We start from the raw sequence: 21,651 nt of genomic DNA on the forward strand, positions 1-21,651 counted from the left end.
ATGACCCAGATGATGAAAGCTGCAGTCTATCACTCGCTTGAAGATATTCGACTAGAAGAGCGGCCTGTACCTGAAATTGGAGCCGAGGAAATTTTGTTAAGAACGCTTGCTTGTGGTCTTTGTGGCGGTGAAACCATGGCGTGGTACAAAAAGTCTGAGCCAAAAGTTTTAGGTCATGAGCCCATAGGAGAAGTGGTCAAGGTTGGGAGTGAGGTGACCGACTTCAAAGTCGGTGATCGGCTTTTCGTCAACCATCACGTTGGGCGCGTTGACAGCCACCTTTCACGTCGCGGGCATTTTACGCGTGACCCGTTTTATTCGTCCATGAAACTGGATCCAGGTGGCGTTTGTGAATACTACCGCGTCACTGCTCAGCATCTGCGCATGGATGCGCACAAGTTGCCAGAAAGTGTTTCGACAGAGGCAGCGGTCACAATTGAGCCTTGGTCCTGCGTTTTGTCAGGCCTTAAGGTTTGCAACATTCAACCGGGTGATACAGTCGCAGTCGTTGGCGCGGGCTTTATGGGGCAGGGGTTTGTGCATCTGGCACCGCTGTTTGGCGCGGGAAAAGTGGTGGCACTCGATTTCTCAGACTGGCGCTTGGAGAAAGCAAAGGAATTTGGGGCAACTCACACAATTAACCCGAAGACCGAGGATGCCGTGCAGGCCTTGAAAGCAGTCAACAATGGGCGTCTTGCTGATACCGTGATCGTTATTGCGCCTTTCCCACAGGCCTGGGCTGACGCTGAAAAACTTGTCGAAGTTGGTGGGACTATGCATCTTGGAGCCCCATTGGCACCGGGAACTGATTGGGTGCGTGATGGCAGCCGTGCCTATTTCGACCAAATCACAATTACGTCTCGCTATAGTTCTGACCATACCGACACCTACAGCTATATTCGTTTGCTCGAGTCCGGACGCATTATGGCAGAAGAAGCTATTTCGCATCGTTTTGAAATCGAAGATAGCGCTGAAGCGTTTGAAATGCTGCGTTTGGCTGAAAAGTCACTGAAAATCGTCGTTTACCCCCATGGAATTCCAGAGGAAATGAAAAATGCTTGAGGCGCTGAAAAAAGAAGTCTGTGAGCAAAATCACGAACTTCCGGTCAACGGGCTTGTGGTCGGATCCGGGGGGAATGTCTCTGGTCGTGACCCAGAGACCGGTTATGTTGTGATCAAGCCATCAGGTGTGAAGTTTAAGAAACTCACGGCTGACACGATGGTTGTTGTAGATATGGAAGGCAATATTATCGAAGGTGCCCAAAAACCATCTGTTGATACAGGTGTTCACCTGTACATCTACAAGCATCGGCCAGATGTTTTTGGCATTACACACACGCATTCTCCTTATGCGACATCCTTTGCAGCACGCGGAGAACGCATACCCGCTGTATTAACGCCGATCACACATATGCTGGGTCGAGATGTCCCATGTTCGCGCTATGCGACCCCTGGCGAAGTGGATACTGGCCAGGCCGTCGTCGAGGCATCGGACGGCGGCTATGCCGCGCTTGTTCAGGCCCATGGTGTGTTCACAATGGGCAAGTCAGCAACCGAAGCAACGTCGATAGCGATGTATCTTGAGGAAGCGGCGATGACCACTCATCTGGCTATGTGCCGTGGGGCAGTAAAAGAGTTGCCTCAGGAAGAAATTGATCGATGCTTCAATTGGTTCCGTAAGAACTATGGTCAATCGGGGCAGAAAAAAGTAAACGAGTAATATGCGTTCAGACAGTTCCAATCGTTTAACAGATAAAGATGCCCAACTCGCAAACGTTGCGATTTTGTATTACGGCGAAGGCCTGACGCAAAGTGAGATCGCAAAACGCATGGGGGTCTCACGGCCAACAGTTGTGAATATGTTACGGGACAGTCGAGAACGCGGTATTGTTGAAATTCGGGTCGATAGCGAAGTTCTCTCTAGTTCGTCATTGTCGCGCGCGCTCTGTGCAAAGTTTGATTTGCAAGATGTCTATATTGCGCGTGCCCGCGAACCCCAAAAGCGCAAGTCTGAACGCAGTGAATTGCTCTCGCAAGTAGCGCGCGTCGCTGGAATGGCCATTCAAGATATTGTAAGTTCAGGCGATACTGTTGGTGTTGCCTGGGGCGAAACCATCAAATCCGTGTCTATGGTGATGACCCGCAACAATCTACACGACGTAACTGTGTGCCAGATGATCGGTTCTATGGTGTCTGATCGTGTTCCAACGTCCGAAGATTGTGCAATTCGAATAGCAAACTACCTAAATGCGGAATGTTACACATTGCACGCACCTGCTGTTTTGTCTTCGGCGAAACTAGCCGAGCAAATAACATCGGAACCAACAATTGCCGCGCAGCTTTCGCGTCTTAGATCGCTGGACGTCGCGATTTTTTCTGTAGGAAATATTCGACAAGACACGCATCTGGTAGCTGCTGGAATAGCGAGCGGCGAAGAGCTTGATGCTGCCGTTGCCTCTGGAGCAAATGGCATTGTGTGCGGGCGCTATATCGACCGGTCCGGCCAAGCCCTTGGATTGCCACCGGAAAATCGTTTAGTTGCCATCGAAATTTCGGACCTTCGGGCAGCAAAGAAAAAGTTTCTTGTGGCTGCGGGTGACGATCGTTTAGACGCGGTTCACGCTGCGATTATGGGCAAATTGGTGACCCATCTTTGTATCGATGAGGCTTTGGCTGAACTGTTACTGGCACATAGCGAGTAGCACAAAGATCCATGACATTTACGCAGGAACGGCGAGATCAAACCAGTTTTCTGGTCTTGCTGGGTAAGAGTGCGGCTATTAATGCTCCGTTTCTTTCCTAATGACAAAACATTTGACAAATGTAAAGATTAGCCGTTAACCTCTTTACTAACCGCCGATCCGAGGAGAGGTGGGCGATACACATAGAAATCCATAGGGAGGATGACATGTCGAATTCGAAGGTTAGCTATATTTCGCGCCGCAATATTCTAAAGGGCGGAGTTGCTGCAGGTGCGGCGCTTGCGGCTCCAAACTTCTTTGTTGGCAAGGCGCATGCCGCAACTGAAAAGCTAAAGATTGGGATCATCCCAGCCTATTCCTTTGGGCTTTATTGGCTAGTGCAGGATCAGGGTTTCGCACCTGGCGTCGAGATGGACTTTAGCGTGTTCCCTTCTGGTCCACCGGCCATCGAAGCAATGGTTGGCGGCTCTGTTGACGCAATCACAGTAGGCTCTGTTCCCCCGCTGGCAGCGATGGCACGTAAAGTCGCGGATTTCCGTGAAATTTCGATCTGCGGCGATGCATCGGGGCTTTTCACCATCGTTGGTGCGCCGGGTCTAAGCTCTCTCTCGGATCTAGAAGGTAAGAAAATTGCTGTAACCTCAGGTTCAAACTTTGATTTCTTTCTGGGCGTCGCACTAGAGCAAGCTGGTCTTGCTGATATGCCGCTGACCCGTATCAATATGGAGCCAATTGACGCACAAGCAGCGCTTATTGCTGGCGCTGTTGACGCAACTGTTCCACTTGCGACATCTCGGAAATTGATTTTTGACAAATTGCCGGGTGCCAGCATGCTTGCAGATGGCTCTGCCATGCCAATTGATGCCCGTCCTTCTATCATGGATGTGTTCATGACAACGCAGCAGACAATTGATGCCAAGGGTGAAGCCCTGACGCAAGCCGTTGCCGCGTTCCACAACGAAGCCGTCGGCATGTTGCGCGAAGATAATGACGCTGTTGTGCAGCGCATGATCGCATGGCAAGAAAGTGTCGGCCGCGCGGGTGTAACCGCACCAGAGGTCGAGCCGCTGCTAAATGGTTACTTCTATTTCAACACAGAAGAAATCAAAGACGTTTATCAGCGCGGTGTCTTGAACAAAGCACTTGCCGTTCAGTCTGAGTTCTTGGTTGAAAATAAACGCATTCCAAATATGCCAGACCTTGATGCACTGGTAAGTGACCAGATCGTAAGCAAAATCTAAGATGAAAATTCTCGATATCTTATCTTCAAGGCGCCTTTTATTAGGAGCCTTGTCGGTGGCGGTGGTCTTTGCGGCCTATGTTTGGCTTACCAATCGGCCAGACAACAACCCAGCGTTGCTGCCGCCGATTTCGGACATCGTAAAGTCCTTTTTTGTGAATCTTGAATCCGGCAATCTCATGGCCGCGCTGGGCGCAAGTCTATTTCGTATTTTTATGGGCTTCTTTATCGGAACCACCGCCGCGCTAGTTGTTGGGTGTTTGGTTGGTTGGTACAAAACCATCGAATTCCTTGTGGATCCACTGATCGAAGCCTTGAGACCAATCCCGCCGCTCGCATATATTCCAATTATCATCATTTGGTTTGGCATCGACGAGTTCAGCCGAGTGCTGATCATCTCGATTGCTTGCTTTATGGTCTGTGTAGTGAATGTGATCGCTGGTATGAAAAATGTTCCGCAGGTCTATGTTGATGCAGCATCGACGATGGGTGCCAGTCGCTTTCAGGTCTTCCGGACAGTCGCGGTACCTGCTGCCACGCCATTTGTGATCACAGGCTATCGCATTGCGCTTGGGGCCGCTTGGACGACCTTGGTTGCCTCAGAGCTCTTGGCTGCGCAGAACGGACTTGGGTTCCTGTTGCAAGAAGGTCGGCGGTACTTCCTAACCGATCAAGTTATGATGGTTATCGTGATTATTGGATCATGTGCCTTTATTATGGATCGGGTTTTTCGCCGCATCCAAGCCTATCTAATGCAATGGTCAGAGGCGCGTGAGTGATGCCAGAAATCTTAGTAGACAATCTAAGCCACACTTTTGGCAAAGGCAGCGAATCTGCACTGACGGTGTTGGAAGGGATCGATCTTAAGTTTGAATCCGGCAGCTTCAACACCATCATCGGCACGTCGGGTTGTGGTAAATCCACATTGCTCAAAATGATGGCGGGCCTGTTTGATCCATCTGACGGCGAAATGACTCTAGATGGTTCGGTCATTCAGGGAACTGATCGCCGACGCGGGATGGTTTTTCAGCAAGACGCGGTTTTCCCTTGGATGACTGTTGCGAAAAATATTTCGTATGGACCGCGTCTAAGAGGGGCCTCTAGAGCCGACCAACGTGAAATCGAGGCCAAATGGACCGAAGCAGTTGGTCTGAAAGGGTTTGAGGACCGTTGGCCACGTGAACTCTCGGGGGGCATGCGCAAGCGAGTTGATATTGGCCGGGTCTATGCAAATGACCCAGATGTGCTGTTGATGGACGAGCCCTTTGGAGCCCTAGATGCTCAAACCAAAGAACGTATGCAGTCTGATTTGCTCAAAACTTGGAGTGAAACAAAAAAGACGGTGGTCTTTGTGACGCATGACATTGAAGAAGCAATTTTCTTGTCAGACAAGATTGTCGTGCTATCAGCCCGACCCGGTCGCGTGCATCACATTGAAGAGGTTCAATTGCCAAGACCACGTACGGATGACATGCGTCTTACCGACGAATTCCTAGAAATAAAACGACGATTATGGGCGATGTTGGATCATTAAGGTTTTGGCCGCGTTGCAAAACGCGGCCATTTTTTTTGGACGATCAACAATTTTGGGGTCTAGCATGTTCAGTCTATCACTCTAAGTTTGCCTATGTCTAAAGTATCTAAAAGATACGGTAGTTTTTGTCCTGAAATCCAAAGATTCTTGATTTAGTCTTGTAAAAACGCGTTGGTTATCAGGTGTAATTTTTCCAAAGCTAAATATTATCGAGTGGTTGAAGGATGTTTTGCTTAGTTTGAATAATTGCTGCAATTACGTTGACAAATTGTAAGCGTTTTGTAAGTTAAGTTTGAAACTAAGATTGTAGAGTAATGACAAGAGCTGATCACCAAGAGACACCACAGATCCTGCGGTTTGGCAGCAATTCCCTGATTGTGCGCTTTGGGTTGCAAGCCTCTGTTCAGATCACTGGCGCGGTGCGCGCCTTTTTGGATGCTATAGAGAATGCAAATTTCCCCTGGGTAGAACAATCAGCCGGGTCGTTGGCGTCGGTGATGATCGACTTTGATGTCGAACAAATCACCTCGCTAGCTGCTCTGAAGGCTGTTGAAGGTCTTGTTTCAAAGCAAAATTGGCTAAATGCGGAACGGCCACCGGCAACGCGCCGATGGCACATCCCGGTTTCATTCGGAGCGCAATTTGGACCCCAACTTGCTGAAGTGGCAGCCTTGGCTAACCTGAGTGAGGCCCAAGCGGTGACAGAGTTGACGGCTGCAGACATCGAAGTTTTGACAATTGGTTTCGCCCCGGGTCAACCCTATCTCGGACTGTTACCAGAGCATTGGAATATGCCACGGCAATCTACGATCAATCCTCAAGTTCTAGCGGGATCTTTGGTTGTCGCGGTACGACAATTGGTATTGTTCAGCGCTGAAAGCCCAACAGGGTGGCGGCATATTGGACAGAGCGGTTTTCGACCATTTATGCCGCAACGAGATGAACCAATATTGTTGCAAGCTGGCGACGTCGCGCGCTTTCACGCCGTTTCTTCGACAGAAATGCGCGATCTTCTTTTGACCAACCCCCAGGGGCTTGGCGGTGCCTATTGCGAGGCGATATCATGAGTGCTGAGTTGTTTATCAAACAAGCAGGACCAGCGTTGTCCATCCAAGACTTGGGACGCTCAGGTCACATAGCTCAAGGTGTGTCGCGGGGTGGGGCGATGGACCGATTGGCGTTACTTGAAGCAACCGCGCTGTTGTCGGCGGTTGATCCTTTAGCGGCCATCGAAATGGCGGGCCTCGGCGGAACTTTCAACGTATCAAGCGCAACACGGTTTGCGCTGACAGGCGCACCAATGCGGGCTCATATTGATGGAGTGGAAATCAGTTGGAATGGCACCCATCGACTAGAAGAAGGTCAAGAGCTTCGCATTGGAAGCGCTAGGCAAGGGGTTTACGGATATCTAACTTTTGCTGGCCAGATTGATACGCCTGAAATCCTAGGAAGCCGCGCAGCGCATTTAAACGTTGGGCTTGGGGCGACGCTGAAACCAGACGATGTTATTCCTCTGTGCGCAGATCCCGACCAAAACGAAACGCTGATGTGTCTACCTTCAGATCCGCGATTTCAAGGCGGCGTTTTAAGGGTTATGAACGGGCCGCAAACCGAACTCTTCTCAATCGAAACACGACAAAGTTTATGCCAAACTCAGTTTGTGCGTTCCAATCAGGCCAATCGGCAAGGTATCCGGCTTGACCATCCAACGGAGCGATTTCAAAGCGATTTGGCGGCTGCTCTCGCCTCGGATTTTGTGCTGGCTGGTGACATTCAGTTAACTGGTGAGGGCATTCCATATGTTCTGATGGCTGAATGCCAAACGGTTGGTGGTTACCCTCGTATCGGAACGATCATTCCGCAAGATTTACCTAAACTGGCCCAAGCACCCGCCGGCACACGCATTCAATTGCAGTTTCTTCCAGAGAATGACGTTCAGGTTGATCGCTATTCTGAAAGACGTATGTTGGCAAAACTGCGTGCTCTGGTTACGCCACGTATTCGTGATCCAAAGCGTATTCAAAACCTGTTGAGCTATCAATTGATAAGCGGTGTCACAGCGGGCGACGACTTGGAAAGGACTGAATGATGAAAGTACAGGTCGATTTGAACGCTGATATGGGCGAGAGCTTTGGGCCATGGAAAATGGGCAATGATGCTGCTTTACTAGATTTGGTAACTTCCGCAAACATTGCTTGTGGTTGGCATGCTGGCGATGCGGACATCATGGCGCAAACCATGGCTATGGCGGTCAAAAAGGGTGTGAATATTGGGGCTCATCCCGGATTTTCCGATTTGCAAGGGTTTGGGCGCCGGCGGATGTACCTGTCACCAGAAGAGCTGGCCAATCTGGTTACCTATCAACTTGGCGCGGCGCAAGCGATGGCCAAGGCACAGGGTGGCAAAGTTCATCACCTAAAACTGCACGGCGCGTTGTCAAATATGACATGTGAAAACCAGATGATGGCCGAAGCCTGCTATACTGCGGCGCTACGGATACAACCTGACATTACAATTATGGCGCTTGTCGCCACCGAACAGCAAAAAGCTGTGGAAAAGCTGGGCTGTCACTGGGTCGGTGAAATTTTTGCAGACCGAGCATACAATGATGATGCAACACTGGTTGACCGAAAGTTGCCAGGTGCCGTGATCCATGATGCTACGCTTGCTGCAAATCGTATCAAAACGATGATAAAGAGCCAGGCTATTATTACAGAGAGTGGAAAGAAAATCGCAGGCAAAATTGATACTGTTTGCCTTCATGGTGACGGCCCCACAGCGGTGCAAATGGCGCAAACCCTTAGGAATAGCTTGACCGAAGCGGGAATTTTTGTGCGCCCCTTTTAAGGCAATGGGCCAGCTGTTGTTGGTTCAGGCAGATGCGTTGAAAGAAGACAGCTGTTCTGGTTCTTAAGCCTTTTCTGGCACGCTTTCTTGCAACACGCGCTGCAAGATCTTGATGTAGTTTTCTACACCCTGTGCTCCTGTCACCAAGTGTTTGCTATCAAAAATCATGGCAGGCACGCCAGTAATCCCGCGGGATTGCCAGAACCGCTCCATTTCGCGCACGACATGAGCATAACGGTTTTCAAGCAATACAGCACGTGCTTCGCCACGATCGAGGCCAACTTTACCGGCTTCGTCAACCAACACTTCGATCTCGGACATGTCTTTTCCGTCTGAAAAATAAGCCTCAAACAGCGCTTGTTTGAGCGCGTGGGCAACCCCGTGTTCGCCAGCCCAGTGCAACAATTGGTGCGCTTGGAAGGTGTTGTATATGCGGCTCTCGGGATTGAACTTGAACACAAAACCCAAATCCTCTCCGAGAGAGGAGAGGCGACCACGGACCTCTGCGGATTGTTCAGGCGTCGAGCCATATTTTTCGGCAAGATGCTCTGCCAAATCTTGCCCGCTGGCCGCCATATCAGGATTAAGTTCAAATGGATGCCAATAGATTTCGGCCGTGATTTTTGTTGCAGTCAAAGCCTGTTCAAGTTGCTTGAAGCCAACGATGCACCACGGGCACATAATGTCCGAAACTATATCAATGCGAAGGGTCATTCTTACCTCATATTCCGTCGCATTTAGATGGTGACGAGAACGCCAAAATTCAAGCGTATTAGCCAAGTATAACCAGCCACAGCGAAGCTGATATTATGGTAAATCCGGTCGCAAAAAGCACGCTACTCGCAGCAACGCGCATGGCGCGACCATAAAGGCTGGCAAATAGGTAAGAATTAATACCAGGTGCCACCGCCGCCATAATCACCACGGCTCTTAGGTTCTCTTGCGACAACTGCAAAGAGGTGCCGATCAACAGCGCAATTGCTGGATGAATGATAAGTGACACGAAACAAATGAATAAAACGGTCTTTGTGTCGCCCTCTGGTTTGTAGCGAAATAGAATACCGCCAATTGCAAACAACGCGACTGGAAGCGCAGATTTTGCGATCAGCGAAAAGCTATCGACGATAGGCCCTGGCAAGGTAAGACCAGAAAGGTTGACGAAAAATGCGGCCAATATCGATAGTACTAAAATATTGCGCAAAAGGCCTTTTACAACAGTACGAACCGCGCCCAAAACCGACCTTCCGCGTGCCTTCACCGTTTCCATTGCGGTGATACCAATGCTGTAACAAAATAAAGAGTGCATTGAAACAATTGCGAAATTTGGGGCGAGACTATGCGCTCCAAACGCCCGTTCTGCGATGGGTAGGCCAAGCATAACTGTGTTGGAGAAGAAGCAACTGAAGCCAATAGAAATGCAATCTTCCCAATCCCTGTTAAACAGGTATCTAGCACCCAGAACGCCAATCAGGAAACAAGCGAACGCGCCAGAATAAAAGCTTATGAACAGGTCTGGGTTGAAACTGGATGAAAGATCCAAGTCTGAAATCGCAACGAACAGCAGGCAGGGCACAGCGAAATTCGTGGCAAATTTCATCAGTGCGTCAAAGTGGGTGTCAACAAGCCAGCTGCGCCAGTTGGCGACGTACCCAAGACCGACGATGATAAAAACCGGCAGGACAATACTTATGATTTCCTGCATGTTGGCGACTACAGACTATAATTTAGGCGCAGACCATCAAAGGCTGGCTGGATATGGTTTTCCGTTTCCCCCGCCAATTCTTCGTAATCCAAATCAATGTGCATATTGGTCAAAACAGCGTTTTTGGGTGCCGCTCGTTTGATCCATTCCAGCGACCGCTCAAGATGGGCGTGGGTAGGGTGCGGTGTGCGACGCAGCGCATCAAGAATCCAACATTCCAGACCCTCAAGCTTCGGCCAGACGTCATCTGGTATCTCAGAGACGTCAGGCAAGTACAGAACATCACTCACCCGAAATCCCAAGGCATCAATCGTACCGTGCTTGATTTCAATTGGGTCCAAAATAATGTCACCGCCAGCCCCAGAGATGCAGAACTTGCCTTGAATGGTCTGCAAATCCAGTATCGGAGGATAGGGAGAGCCTTCGGGCTGAACAAACGCATAGGCAAAACGGCTGAGCAATGCCTCTTGAGTAGGACTGTCTGCCCAAACAGCTACGCGCTGGCGCATGTTGAAAACAATCATGCGCAAATCGTCGATGCCATGCACATGATCGGCATGTGAATGCGTGTACACGACACCATCCAGCGCACCAATATTCTCGCGCAGTAATTGGTGACGCATGTCAGGCGAGGTATCGATTAAGACAGTTGTTTTGCCGTTTTCACTTTCCCGCTCGATTAAAAGGGAACATCTTGTGCGCGCGTTCTTGGGGTTTGATGGGTCGCAGACCCCCCAATGTCCACCTAGGCGGGGCACACCACCCGACGAACCGCATCCCAAAATTGTGAATGTGAGGGTGTCTGTCATACAGGCTCTACCTGCTGGACCGTCTTGCTAAAAAGGCGTTCAAAATTTGCCTGTGATTGGGCCGCGAACTCTGCGTATTCCATTCCAAACACATCCGCCCCCAAGCGCGCAGTGTTTGCTGTAAAAGCCGGTTCATTGCGTTTGCCACGATAAGGCATCGGGGCCAAGTACGGCGCGTCGGTTTCAACTAGAACGCGGTTCACGGGTGCGGCAGCAAAAATATCGCGAACTTCTTGGCTATTCTTGAACGTGGCGATGCCTGACATCGAAAGATAAAAGCCCAAATCTAAGCATGTCTTAGCCAATTCGGCCCCTGAACAATAACAATGCATGACGCAGCTATAGGCACCATTTGCAAATTCGCCAGACAATATGCGCGCCATATCATCGTCGGCGGCGCGAGCATGAATGATCAGTGGTAAGCCTGTTTCGCGCGCTGCTTGGATATGAACCAAAAGCGACGCTTTTTGAACTTCGGCGCTCTCTGCTGTGTAGTGATAATCAAGTCCACTCTCACCGATGCCGACAAACTTTGGATGTTTTGACATTTCTATCAGCTCATCAACCGTTACTAGAGGTTCCTCGGCGGCACTCATGGGATGCGTGCCGGCCGCATAAAACACTGGCTTATAGGCTTCGGCGATTGCGCGTACCTTTGGCTCGTTTTTTAAACGTGTGCAAATGGTCACCATACGCGTCACACCAGCGGCGGCCGCGCGATCAATGATCGTGTCTAGTTCGCCCTCAAAATCTGGGAAATCCAAATGACAGTGGCTGTCGGTGATAAATGGCGGTTGGGTCATATCTATTGTGCAGCAGTTTGTTGAATCTTCCAAACCGTATCCAGCACAAGGGCTGCAGGGTCAAGGTTTACCGACTTGCCGTGGCGGCTTCGTGATGTGATCTGCTCTGCCACGTCAGCCCAAGCACGCGCTTTGTGCATCGTTGGGGCGAGTTGCTTAAATATCCGAGCTTCATTCGGAGCGGCTTCGATTTTAGGTGGTTGCCCGGTTGCGCCCGCTCGGGCCATACGCACAAGAAAAAGATCAATCAGATTTAAAATTTGCTCAAATTTGTCAGATGACCCGCGCTGAGCCGCAGAGTCAGCCAGTCGCAATGCGCGCTGGCGGTTAAGTTGTGGCAATTCCGCAAAAAGACTGACCAGTTCAGCGTAAACCGACAGTCCGCCGGACTGCGACAATAAAATGGCGTCTCCGACAGAGCCGCCCGAAAGTTCAGACATGGCCGCGGATTCATCTGTGTGAACATCCGCCTGTGCTAAGGCCAGACCCATTGCATCATAATTCAGTGCAGAAAACCGAAGTTCGCGACAACGCGAGCGTATTGTTGGTAGCAATCGCGAAGGTTGGTGTGAAATCAACAAAAGCGTTGTGTCTGCTGGCGGCTCTTCAAGCAGTTTTAGCAAAGCATTCGCCGCACTCACATTCATTTCATCAGCTGCGTCAACAATCACAACGCGCCGGCCACCATCCGCAGATGAAAGCGTGAAAAAAGCTTTGAGTTTGCGGATCTCATCAACGGTAATTTGCGATTTAAGCTTTTTAGTCTTCTCGTCATAAGGCCTGCGCACTGCAAACAAACCAGGCTCTGATCCAGCCAGAATGCGTCGAGAAACTGGATGTTCAGGATCCACTTTCAAAGACTGCGCAACCTGAGGCGCATCTGCAAACATGCCGCCTTTATCCGCCTTTGGAGTTGCGAGCAGAAATCGTGCGACCTGCCATGCAAAAGTTGCTTTTCCAACCCCGCGTGGTCCCGTAAGCAGCCATCCATGGTGCAGTCGGTCGGCGTTGAAAGCCTCCAGAAACATATGCTGTGCCGCATCTTGCCCAAAGAGCGTTGCGGTCTCTTTCGGATGTGGGGCACCTTCGATGCGATCGGCTTCGGGTATGTCCGCGCTCATGTCAGAAAGTCCGACACGACTTTGGATATGTCTTTGGCAACTTCGTCCACTGCGCGGTTGCCGTCTACTAATCGGAATCTTTGGTCATATTGCCGCGCTAGGTCCAAAAACCCTTGGCGCATTTTGTTCTGCAATTCTAAACCAAAATCTTCAAATCGTTCCTCTTTGGTCTGGCGACCTTTGGCGCGCGCCAAGCCAAGAGCAGGATCCATATCAACAAGAATTGTCAGGTCAGGTTCCTTGCCAATCATCAGCGCGTGTAGCTGATCAACTTTGTTGCGCAGGTTCCCCCGTGAGAGCCCTTGATACATTCGCGTGCTATCTGCAAATCGATCACAAATCACAATTTGACCATTTGCCAAGGCGGGTTCGATTGTGCGTTCCAAATGGTCACGCCGTGCAGCCGTAAACAGCAACAGCTCTGTTTCTGCAGACCAACGATCTGGGTCGCCCTCTAAGACCAAGGCTCGGATCTCTTCAGCGCCCTTTGAACCGCCTGGTTCGCGGGTCAATACAACGTCATGTCCAATATCCATTAAATGCTCGGCAAGCAAGCGGGTCTGGGTTGACTTCCCAGACCCGTCGATGCCTTCAAACGTAATGAATACGCCTTCATTCTTCTTCAAGTCGCGTCCTTCGCATTCATTCCGAACTGGGTCATCAGCACAGTTATTGCTGTGCGCATTTTAACGGTAAACCCGCCCATTGAAACATCTGTTTCGGCCACCAGCGGTACGCGAATTTCAGGAAGATCGACGGGGCGAATTACCAAATCAGCCAGCTTATCGCCTTTTTGAATTGGCGTTTTTAAGGGGCCGTTATAGACAACTTCGGCATCGATTTTGGTCTGCCCAATGACAGGTAACAATACGTTCACATCAGATTTGGTAACCAGACCGACGCGTGGAACCGCGCCGCGCCAGACGTCTGCTTCAGCAATACGTTTGCCTGCAGGTAGCAATTTGCGCTCGCTGAATTGCCGAAAGGCCCAATTCACAATTTGTTCGGAAACTTCGGCGCGTGCCTTTGCGCTTTCCATGCCAGATACCGCAAAAATCACCCGGCGCTGATCGCGTTTCGCTGACCCTACAAGACCATAGCCTGCTTCGTTGGTGTGACCGGTTTTTAAACCATCCGCCCCGATATCCAGTTTCAACAGAGGATTTCGGTTTTGCGTGTTCTGTCGAGCGCGGCCGTCGAATTTGAACTCTGTTTCGGAGAACATGGGATAAAATTCAGGAAAATCGTTAATCAGCCGACTGGCAAGCAACGCCAGATCACGCATCGACATTCTATGTCCGGGCGCAGGCCATCCATTCGAATTAACGAAGGTTGAATTTGTCATACCCATTTCACGTGCGCGCAATGTCATTTGCCGTGCAAACCCCGCCTCAGTACCATCAGGGCTCAGGGTTTCTGCAATCACAGCGCAGGCATCGTTCCCCGATAAAACGATAATCCCACGCAACAGATCAGCAACTTTGATGCGATCCGTTGTGTCCAGAAACATCGTTGAACCGCCATAGCTCATGGCGTGTTGCGAAACTGGAAGTTTTTCTTCCATTTTCAAGCTGCCTTTGCGCACCGCTTCAAAGGCCATGTAAAGCGTCATCAATTTGGACATCGACGCGGGCGGCAACGCTTCGTCGGCATTTTTTGACATCAAAATCGTGCCCGTGGTCTGATCTAACACAAAGGCAGCCTTGGCCCGGGTTTCAAACGCATGGGCAGGGTATGCTAAAACCGCAGATGCCAAAAGCGCTGTGATCAGGCGTTTTCCTGCTTGCAACATTACACAAAACTCCTTTTGGGCATCATTTAGTGGGTGACAGCATAGGCATCGGTGAACCCGGTTTTGTGAATCTTCTTGACCAAAGCACTGCGTTCGGCGGATGAATTTGCCGGTCCAACCAGAACACGCCAAAAAGTTTTACCCTTGCTCGTCTGTTCTTTCACTGTGGGCACCATGCCAGCGCTGCGCATCTGCGCGGCGGCCCCTTTGGCATTGGCTTCGACACTAAAGATACCGATTTGTACAAAGGCCTTACTTAGTTTGCTCGTTGAGGCGGATTTTGGTTTTGCTGCCGCTTCAACTGCCGGGGCAGGGAGGGGCTTTTTGTCGGCTTTTTCAATAGCTGAAGAGGCCGCTGCGATAGGATCAAGTGTACTCGTTTCAACCTGATCCGCAGCTTCTACAGTGTCTTCAACCGGCATTTCTAAGGGCGTTTCTTCACGGCGTAATGCCGTAACCTCCAACTCGATCGGCTGCCCTGCGAGCATGGACAATGCGGCGGCGGCATCAGACGAAAGCTGCAAACGGGGACCAGGAATAGCGCGTTCTCTGCGGAATAGGGCTCCAATGACAAATTTGCCATTTGCCTTATTGCGGATGATCACTCTTTCCGGATCTGCTACATCCGGATGCGCAACCCAAACGCCGCCCAGACTTGGTCGGCCATCCCATAGACCTGCTTCTGCAACGCTAAACACCTCCGGAGCTTCTACATCTCGCTCCACAAATTTGGTGCTGGTTTGCGCAGATGCTTCATTTGTGGCTTCTGCGTTTGGCTTTAATAGATTGAAATCACTCAATTGTTCGCAAGCGCCCAAAAGCGCAAGACTGGTGATCATCAGAACCGCGCGGCCGAAGTGAGCTGTTGAGTTTTGTTTGGGACCAAATGTAATCATGACGTGCCCTTATGCCTGAAACTGCACCGATTTTTCGGTTGTGCGCCTTTGCCTTCATTATGTTGGGCATCAGCCTTTATTTCGGCCAGTCTAGCGGGTGCAACCCGCCGTGAAAAGCACGTGCTGCTGGATCGGCGAAAATTCCCCAAATTTCTGCTTTAAGAATCAAATCAACCACCGTAATCAGTGTCACGTCGGAGAAGTGGCAGAGTGGTCGAATGCACCGGTCTTGAAAACCGACGAGGGTTAACGCCCTCCGTGGGTTCGAATCCCACCTTCTCCGCCAGTATACCATATCGTTGGATGATAATAGGTCGCCTTGGACGACCTTTTTTCTTTTTTTGTATGGGGTTGAGGCAAGTGACGTTTGTCTTGAGTTTCTTTCGATGATGCTTATATTTGTTCCTTGAGTGGTATGAAATGTGGTATTTTAGGTGGCCTTGTCTGGAAAGCTGACAAAGAAACTGGTCGAAAACCTAGGTGCTGGTCGGCATGGCGATGGCGGCGGCCTATATCTGGTGGTTGATCCATCTGGTGCGCGGCGTTGGATTGTTCGGGTTGTAGTGAAAGGTCAGAAAAACAAGAAAGGTGCGCCGTTGCGTACCGATTTTGGTTTGGGCGGTGCTGATGTCGTGTCATTGAACCAAGCGCGTGAACGGGCGTTGGAATATCGACGCATGGCCAAGCAAGGGCTAAACCCACGTTTCAACGCACGGAAAGAGGTGCCAACCTTTGAGGAGGTGGCGCAACAGGTTCATATTGACCGAATGCCGATTTGGAAGAACGCCAAACATGGGCAGCAATGGATCAATACCCTGCGCGATTATGCTTTCCCCAAGATCGGGCGAATGCCTATTGATGCAATCGACCAGCCTGAGGTGATGATGTGCCTTGCGCCGATCTGGACCGGGAAGCACGAAACAGCAAAGCGGCTGGCTCAACGCATTAAGACAGTATTGGACGTGGCGCGATCTAAGGGTTTCCGGTCTGGCGAAAACCCCGTCACGGCGATCAAGGATGCGCAAGCATTGCCTAAAGTCAAAGCCAAGGTGAAGCACCATAAAGCGATGAGCTGGAATGATGTGCCTCAGTTCTATGCTGACCTTAAATCCCGTCCCTCAATGGCGGCAAAGGCGTTGATGTTCACGTGCCTTACAGGATCAAGAACAAGTGAAGCGCTGGGTTTGCGTTGGGAAGAGCTAGACCTTGAGGCGCGGCTGTGGACTTGCCCGGCGGAGCGGATGAAGGGCGGGCAAGAGCACCGTGTCCCACTCACAGATGAAATGCTGGCGACCATAGAGCCGTTAAAGGCCATGAATTCAGAATATGTGTTTGAGGGGCAGAAGCGGCACAAACCCTTGTCGAATATGGCCATGCTTATGCTCTTGCGCCGTATGCAGGTTGAGGGCGTCACGGTGCACGGTTTTCGCTCGACCTTTCGCGATTGGGCCTCAGAGGTGGCAAACGCGCCGCGTGAGGTGGCAGAAAAGAGCTTGGCACATCAAGTCGGCTCAAATGTTGAGCGTGCCTATGCGCGGTCCGATTTGCTGGACAAGCGGCGGGTGCTTATGGAGCGCTGGTCACAATTCGTGTCGGGCACTGGTGACAAGAATGGTTGAACCGTCCACAGTTCTTGAGATTATTGACTATAATAGCTTTCCCAAGCCGCTAAGTGTTGGGGCCGTCGGAATGGTTTACGGAAAAATCACTAACGGTATGACGACTAATTTCTTCTCAGAACTGATCTATCCCTTTCACCTAGACGCCAATGGCTATCCGTCAATCGGCATTAAGTTTGCGCTCGATGCTATCCGATACAGTGCAACGTCAGAGGTATTAGTCGCTATTCAATACTTGCAGGGTCACGGTTGGTTTGAGCGCGAAGTTGAGTTTTTTATAAATGGTTTAGACCCTTTTGATGAAATTCAAGCGAATGGCTGGAAAAGCGAAAGAGGGTCTGACGAAGAATGGGGAACCTCTGAAAGAGTAGATATGGCGTTCTACCTTGAGGACGTTGTGAGTGAGTTGGAGGAGGAGGGCAAAGCGCTTTCTAAAGAGTGGTACTATGCGAAAGTTTCCCAGCTCTATTTTAGCGACATTGAGATGCCTGACGTGGCAATGACCATAGGAATATTGCTTGCTCAGTTATGGTGGAGGGTTGATCTTGGAGGCGTGGCTGAACGGGGCCAAGCAAACTCTGAGGCACTGCAAAAAGCTAATTCGGCTCGGAAAGAGCGGTCCAAAGTTCAATCTGAGGACAGAAACAACGTTATTTCTCAGTACTGGATAGAAGCAATGGCGGAATTTGGCGCGGAAACAATGCGGAGAGACAGCAACGCAGCACAAGCTATTTATGCGATTGCCATGCGGAAACGGCCCAAAGAGCTTTTGATCAAAGCCACGGGTGAGGTGATCGGGGTCGAGGCCATACGAAAACGCATTTCAGCACTTAGGAAGCTCAATAAAGTGGGATAGAATGGCGGTATTTCCCATTCTGGTATGCAAGGGCGTTATATCCCAATAGGGAAAGTGTATCCCGCAAAATCGTCCATTACCAAGAGGCAGCGTAAAGTTGTTAAGAGGAATGAACGATGGCAAACCTATTCGAGCAAGACCGAAACTACGTTCTTGGCGATGATGAACTAAGCATCATTGGTGACCGCGATAAGCTGGCGCAATGGCGTCACAAAGGTATGGGGCCAGTATTCTACAAGCTAGGCCGGAAGATCATCTATCGCGGCGCTGATCTTAATGCATGGGCGGAGGCTCAGCGCGTTGAGCCTTCCAAGGGCGGGCAGCTCTGATGGCCAAGCGTGTCTCAATACGCAAGATCGGAAAACACCGCCTCTATAGCTATGAAGAAGCGGGCGTAGCGCTGGGCGTAACGCGCCATACTGTGCGCTCATGGCGATCCAGTGGATTGCAGGTGATGACGGCAAGCACCCCACATTATATTCTGGGCGCTGAATTGATCCGTTTCATCAAGCATAAACAGGCCAAGAAATCCGTCAAATTAGCCTTGGATCAAATGTATTGTTTTAAATGCAAAGCGCCGCGTAGGCCGCTTTGGGCGATGGTCGATTACATCCCTATCAATGACGCAAGAGGACTGATCACAGGGCTTTGTGAAGTGTGTGAAGGGGACGTACAGCGGTTTGTAGGTAAGGGCGACTTGGGTAAATTTGGCCAGATTTACGAGATCACCAGCAAGGGCGTGTCCTGAGCCTATACGAACCCCTCAAGCCCAGTTCAAAACCACACTCTGAGCAGCCCTGCAAATCATCGCTAAATGCTGGTCCAAAAAATCGTCCCAAATGAAAGGAATCCAAGATGAGAAAAGTTGTCGAAGAAAACGAAAGGATGAAGCGCAAATATGTCTTCGACCTTGAGCAAGCGGATGGGTTGGATGCTAAGTCTACAGACAAGATTCTGGCGGCGATCTTGAAGTTTGAGCAATCCACAGGGTTCAAGCCATTCAAGAAATTCCATATCGACCAAGCCGCCAAATTCAAAACCCACCTTTTCAAAGCAAAAAATCAACGCGGGCAACCCTTGAGCCATTCGACGGTGGACGCCACCCTATCACTGGTGCGCAAGTTCTTTCTTTGGTTGGCGGGGCAGTCTGGTTACAAAAAGGCCCTGACCTATAGTGATACGCGCTACTTCAATAATAATCGCAAGTCGGCACGGATTGCACATACCGCCAATGAGAAACAAAGCCCGTCACTTGAGGCCGCCTTTCACGCTTTCCAAGCCATGCCCGACGCAACTGAGTTCGATAAGCGCAACAAGGCTCTGTTTGCGTTCTTTATGCTGACAGGCGCGCGCGTGGGGGCTGTGGCATCCCTTAGGCTCAAACATATCGACCTGTTTCATGGCAAGGTGTTCCAAGACCCGCGTGAAGTGAATACAAAAGCGGCCAAAACTATCGACACAACTTTCTTCCCCGTTAATCCGGCCTATCTTGAGTGTTTCACGGCTTGGATTGATTTTCTGCGCACTGAAAAGTTCTTTGGCGATACCGATGCTCTGTTCCCCAAAGCCCAGATGGGGCTGGCGAAAACGGGTGGCTTTCAAAATGTTGGTCTGTCGCGTGACCCATTTGCCACCACCGCCCCACTAAACAAGATCATCCGCAATGCGTTTGCGATGGTGCAACTGCCGCATTACACGCCCCACGCCTTTCGAACGACCCTGATCAAGATGGCGAATGACCGATGTGCAACTGTAGAAGAGTTCAAGGCATGGGGCATGAACATCGGCCATGAAAATATGGCGGTCACGATGGGGTCATATTTGCCAATTCCCAATCAGCGTAAAGAAGAGCTGATCAAGAATATGAAGTTGGCGTAGGGCTTTGGCTGGGATTGCCCTATTGCAAACGGCGCGTTGAGATTTTGAAAAATCAAACTGTGGGATTGAAGCGAAGCCAAGATACAGACGCAACTCCTGACTGAGATAATTTTGTTTTTGGGACGGTGCTTGTGCAGATAGATGACTTCATTGAGCGCTGGGCGGGTTTTGGCGGTAGCGAGATGGCGACTGCGCAGCCCTCTGTCATTGATTTGACTGAACTGCTAGGTGTGCTGCGCCCTATTGTATCCGACAAATATGGTGATTTTCTCGATTACCGTTATGAGCGTCCTGTTACTGAAACCCACATAAGCCGCAAGAAAAACAGGCGCATCGACGTTTATAAAAACGGTCACTTCACACTTGAGGCAAAGTAGTTTGTCTCACCTGATGCCAAGCCAGCGGGCCGTGGCAAGCGCGGCACGTCCAAATCCGGTGATACAATGCTGAAAGCCCGCAATCAGGCGGATAATTTGTCCGAGGTCAGAGCCAATGGGTCCAAGTAGGCATCACGGAGCAGTTTGGCTTTTTCAGGAACACCGTAGATCGCATTCCCTGCAATCCGGAGATCACCTTAGCCTTTAGAGCCTTCGGGCTGGCCGTGGGCGGGTTGCAAGCCGCAAAACAACAGCGGAATCTATTGTCATCGCGCGGAACAAAAAGGTATTTCACAAATTTAACTACCGTATTGCGGCAACGCGAAAAACTTGGCACAACGTTAACGAATATTATCGGGTGGAAAATTTGGATCAAGTGACTTTGACACAAAGCGCAAAAGGCGCATCGGTTTCATTTAGGCTGGCAAAGGGGGAAACTGACCTTCCTGCCATTTTGGCATTGGCCAAAGAAGCGCATGAAGAAAGCCGGTTTGGATATATCCCTTTTAGTGCGGATAAAGTGCGTAAAATTGCACGGTCGGCTTTCAAAGACACAAAGCGGCATGCGGTCATGATTGCCAGCAAAGGCAAAACGCCTGTTGGCTTTGTCTATTGCTCTGTTGGGGAGTATCACATTGGGAAAGGCGTTTTGATCGCGACGATCCACAACATGAATGTGTCAAAAGATGTTCGCGCATCGCTGGCAGGAGGGCGCATTGCTTTAGGTCTGTTTAAGGGCGTTGAAAGTTGGGCAAAAGCCCGGAATGCCCAAGAGGTCTTGTTTCACGTGACATCCGGCGTGAACCTTGCAAGCGCCCACAAACTCGCAAAACGTATCGGGTTTCAATTCGTAGGAGGTAGCTATGTTAAGGGCTTCTAAATTAAGAAAACAGTTGGGGCGCGAACTTTTAATCGCATTGCTGCTAAGTATTGCCTCAATAAATAGCGTGCATGCGGAAGGAAACATCAAAACTACTGAAGCGGCAGAATTGTGTGTTTCATACACAAAAGAAAATGCTGTTCAAGCTTATTGCGACGGCACTATTCACATCAAACCTGTCACCGATGAAAATGATGGGACGAAAGTGGGCCTTAATATTGTTTACAAAATTGGCAAAGATACATCGACTAACATTCTCGACTTAAAAAAAGTTAGTGAGGATACGCGCTTACCGGTCGATATAAAAAATGACTTAAGCACTCTAAATCAAGTCATTGCGAATTGCGAAACTATAAAATGTGCGGAAATTAGATCACAAATTTCGGACGTACTGCTGATCAAAAATTTCCAGAAATTCCAGTCAACCAAAACAGCGGTAGTCCCAGTGATCCGTAACGCCTTTCTTGTTTGCAATGAGCGAGCGCAGTTTTTCATTCTTGAACCTGATCCGCGTATTCAAGGAATCTTTGGAGCTTCATCGCTCTACTTTAGCCCATCAATTCCAGCTGTTTGTACTTATTAAGGCCTCCTAATT

25 protein-coding genes and 1 tRNA gene are annotated in these 21,651 nt (G+C 50.1%); 18 read left to right on the forward strand and 8 right to left on the reverse strand.

Annotated features, from left to right (window positions below):
- From ABXG94_RS00065 to ABXG94_RS00105, 9 genes are all read left to right on the forward strand, one after another.
- Entirely contained in the window at positions 1–1,062 is a 1,062-nt protein-coding gene (locus tag ABXG94_RS00065; protein ID WP_353531607.1) for a zinc-binding dehydrogenase, read from the forward strand.
- Positions 1,055–1,720: a class II aldolase/adducin family protein gene (locus ABXG94_RS00070; RefSeq protein WP_353531608.1), complete on the forward strand. Its 666-nt coding sequence runs from the start codon at positions 1,055–1,057 to the stop codon at positions 1,718–1,720. Before ABXG94_RS00065 ends, ABXG94_RS00070 begins: the two co-directional genes overlap by 8 nt.
- 1 nt (position 1,721) lies before the next feature.
- On the forward strand, positions 1,722–2,702 hold the full coding sequence (locus tag ABXG94_RS00075) for a sugar-binding transcriptional regulator (protein WP_353531609.1): 981 nt from the start codon (positions 1,722–1,724) through the stop codon (positions 2,700–2,702).
- 206 nt (positions 2,703–2,908) lie between these two features.
- Positions 2,909–3,943 carry an ABC transporter substrate-binding protein gene (locus ABXG94_RS00080; RefSeq protein ID WP_353531610.1) on the forward strand — a complete coding sequence of 345 codons (1,035 nt, stop codon included), beginning with the start codon at positions 2,909–2,911 and terminating at the stop codon, positions 3,941–3,943.
- 55 nt (positions 3,944–3,998) lie between these two features.
- Positions 3,999–4,721 carry an ABC transporter permease gene (locus ABXG94_RS00085; protein WP_353531611.1) on the forward strand — a complete coding sequence of 241 codons (723 nt, stop codon included), beginning with the start codon at positions 3,999–4,001 and terminating at the stop codon, positions 4,719–4,721.
- Positions 4,721–5,476 carry an ABC transporter ATP-binding protein gene (locus tag ABXG94_RS00090; protein WP_353531612.1) on the forward strand — a complete coding sequence of 252 codons (756 nt, stop codon included), beginning with the start codon at positions 4,721–4,723 and terminating at the stop codon, positions 5,474–5,476. Before ABXG94_RS00085 ends, ABXG94_RS00090 begins: the two co-directional genes overlap by 1 nt.
- 314 nt (positions 5,477–5,790) lie before the next feature.
- Positions 5,791–6,543 (forward strand): 5-oxoprolinase subunit B family protein, encoded by a 753-nt coding sequence (locus tag ABXG94_RS00095; RefSeq protein ID WP_353531613.1) that lies wholly within the window; start codon positions 5,791–5,793, stop codon positions 6,541–6,543.
- Positions 6,540–7,565, forward strand: a complete 1,026-nt coding sequence (locus tag ABXG94_RS00100) for a 5-oxoprolinase subunit C family protein (protein WP_353531614.1) — start codon at positions 6,540–6,542, stop codon at positions 7,563–7,565. Before ABXG94_RS00095 ends, ABXG94_RS00100 begins: the two co-directional genes overlap by 4 nt.
- The gene (locus ABXG94_RS00105; RefSeq protein ID WP_353533971.1) at positions 7,565–8,323 is read left to right on the forward strand and encodes a LamB/YcsF family protein; all 759 of its coding nucleotides are present in this window, start codon (positions 7,565–7,567) and stop codon (positions 8,321–8,323) included. The genes ABXG94_RS00100 and ABXG94_RS00105 overlap by 1 nt, the downstream gene beginning before the upstream one ends.
- A 63-nt stretch (positions 8,324–8,386) precedes the next feature.
- On the opposite strand, the gene ABXG94_RS00110 is transcribed toward ABXG94_RS00105, so the two are convergent.
- The 8 genes from ABXG94_RS00110 to ABXG94_RS00145 are packed head-to-tail and all read right to left on the reverse strand — an operon-like array spanning position 8,387 to position 15,446.
- Entirely contained in the window at positions 8,387–9,037 is a 651-nt protein-coding gene (locus tag ABXG94_RS00110; protein WP_353531615.1) for a DsbA family oxidoreductase, read from the reverse strand.
- 58 nt (positions 9,038–9,095) lie between these two features.
- Positions 9,096–10,025 (reverse strand): AEC family transporter, encoded by a 930-nt coding sequence (locus ABXG94_RS00115; protein ID WP_353531616.1) that lies wholly within the window; start codon positions 10,023–10,025, stop codon positions 9,096–9,098.
- Positions 10,026–10,033: 8 nt separating this feature from the next.
- Positions 10,034–10,834, reverse strand: coding sequence for an MBL fold metallo-hydrolase (locus ABXG94_RS00120; protein ID WP_353531617.1), 801 nt, complete (start codon positions 10,832–10,834; stop codon positions 10,034–10,036).
- Positions 10,831–11,637 (reverse strand): TatD family hydrolase, encoded by an 807-nt coding sequence (locus tag ABXG94_RS00125; RefSeq protein WP_353531618.1) that lies wholly within the window; start codon positions 11,635–11,637, stop codon positions 10,831–10,833. Before ABXG94_RS00125 ends, ABXG94_RS00120 begins: the two co-directional genes overlap by 4 nt.
- 2 nt (positions 11,638–11,639) lie before the next feature.
- The gene (locus tag ABXG94_RS00130; RefSeq protein WP_353531619.1) at positions 11,640–12,758 is read right to left on the reverse strand and encodes a DNA polymerase III subunit delta'; all 1,119 of its coding nucleotides are present in this window, start codon (positions 12,756–12,758) and stop codon (positions 11,640–11,642) included.
- Positions 12,755–13,384, reverse strand: coding sequence for a dTMP kinase (gene tmk, locus ABXG94_RS00135; protein WP_353531620.1), 630 nt, complete (start codon positions 13,382–13,384; stop codon positions 12,755–12,757). Before tmk ends, ABXG94_RS00130 begins: the two co-directional genes overlap by 4 nt.
- Positions 13,381–14,550 (reverse strand): D-alanyl-D-alanine carboxypeptidase family protein, encoded by a 1,170-nt coding sequence (locus tag ABXG94_RS00140; protein WP_353531621.1) that lies wholly within the window; start codon positions 14,548–14,550, stop codon positions 13,381–13,383. The genes tmk and ABXG94_RS00140 overlap by 4 nt, the downstream gene beginning before the upstream one ends.
- A 26-nt stretch (positions 14,551–14,576) precedes the next feature.
- Complete coding sequence (locus ABXG94_RS00145; protein ID WP_353531622.1) at positions 14,577–15,446, reverse strand: SPOR domain-containing protein; 870 nt, start codon at positions 15,444–15,446, stop codon at positions 14,577–14,579.
- Between the two features lie 196 nt (positions 15,447–15,642).
- Between ABXG94_RS00145 and ABXG94_RS00150 the strand changes: the two genes are divergently transcribed.
- The 9 genes from ABXG94_RS00150 to ABXG94_RS00190 all read left to right on the forward strand — a co-directional run bounded on the left by ABXG94_RS00150 (position 15,643) and on the right by ABXG94_RS00190 (position 21,639).
- Positions 15,643–15,732: transfer RNA gene (locus ABXG94_RS00150), tRNA-Ser, on the forward strand.
- 148 nt (positions 15,733–15,880) lie between these two features.
- Complete coding sequence (locus ABXG94_RS00155; RefSeq protein ID WP_353531623.1) at positions 15,881–17,065, forward strand: tyrosine-type recombinase/integrase; 1,185 nt, start codon at positions 15,881–15,883, stop codon at positions 17,063–17,065.
- Positions 17,058–17,921 (forward strand): hypothetical protein, encoded by an 864-nt coding sequence (locus ABXG94_RS00160; RefSeq protein WP_353531624.1) that lies wholly within the window; start codon positions 17,058–17,060, stop codon positions 17,919–17,921. Before ABXG94_RS00155 ends, ABXG94_RS00160 begins: the two co-directional genes overlap by 8 nt.
- A gap of 116 nt (positions 17,922–18,037) precedes the next feature.
- Positions 18,038–18,250, forward strand: a complete 213-nt coding sequence (locus tag ABXG94_RS00165) for a MerR family transcriptional regulator (RefSeq protein ID WP_353531625.1) — start codon at positions 18,038–18,040, stop codon at positions 18,248–18,250.
- The gene (locus ABXG94_RS00170) at positions 18,250–18,669 is read left to right on the forward strand and encodes a hypothetical protein (protein WP_353531626.1); all 420 of its coding nucleotides are present in this window, start codon (positions 18,250–18,252) and stop codon (positions 18,667–18,669) included. The genes ABXG94_RS00165 and ABXG94_RS00170 overlap by 1 nt, the downstream gene beginning before the upstream one ends.
- A gap of 107 nt (positions 18,670–18,776) precedes the next feature.
- On the forward strand, positions 18,777–19,799 hold the full coding sequence (locus ABXG94_RS00175) for a tyrosine-type recombinase/integrase (RefSeq protein WP_353531627.1): 1,023 nt from the start codon (positions 18,777–18,779) through the stop codon (positions 19,797–19,799).
- Between the two features lie 131 nt (positions 19,800–19,930).
- Positions 19,931–20,176: a hypothetical protein gene (locus ABXG94_RS00180; protein ID WP_353531628.1), complete on the forward strand. Its 246-nt coding sequence runs from the start codon at positions 19,931–19,933 to the stop codon at positions 20,174–20,176.
- A gap of 382 nt (positions 20,177–20,558) precedes the next feature.
- On the forward strand, positions 20,559–21,056 hold the full coding sequence (locus tag ABXG94_RS00185; protein ID WP_353531629.1) for a GNAT family N-acetyltransferase: 498 nt from the start codon (positions 20,559–20,561) through the stop codon (positions 21,054–21,056).
- Positions 21,040–21,639 (forward strand): hypothetical protein, encoded by a 600-nt coding sequence (locus ABXG94_RS00190; protein ID WP_353531630.1) that lies wholly within the window; start codon positions 21,040–21,042, stop codon positions 21,637–21,639. Before ABXG94_RS00185 ends, ABXG94_RS00190 begins: the two co-directional genes overlap by 17 nt.
- Positions 21,640–21,651: the final 12 nt, after the last annotated feature.

Source organism: Cognatishimia sp. WU-CL00825, from assembly GCF_040364665.1.
GTDB lineage: Bacteria > Pseudomonadota > Alphaproteobacteria > Rhodobacterales > Rhodobacteraceae > Cognatishimia.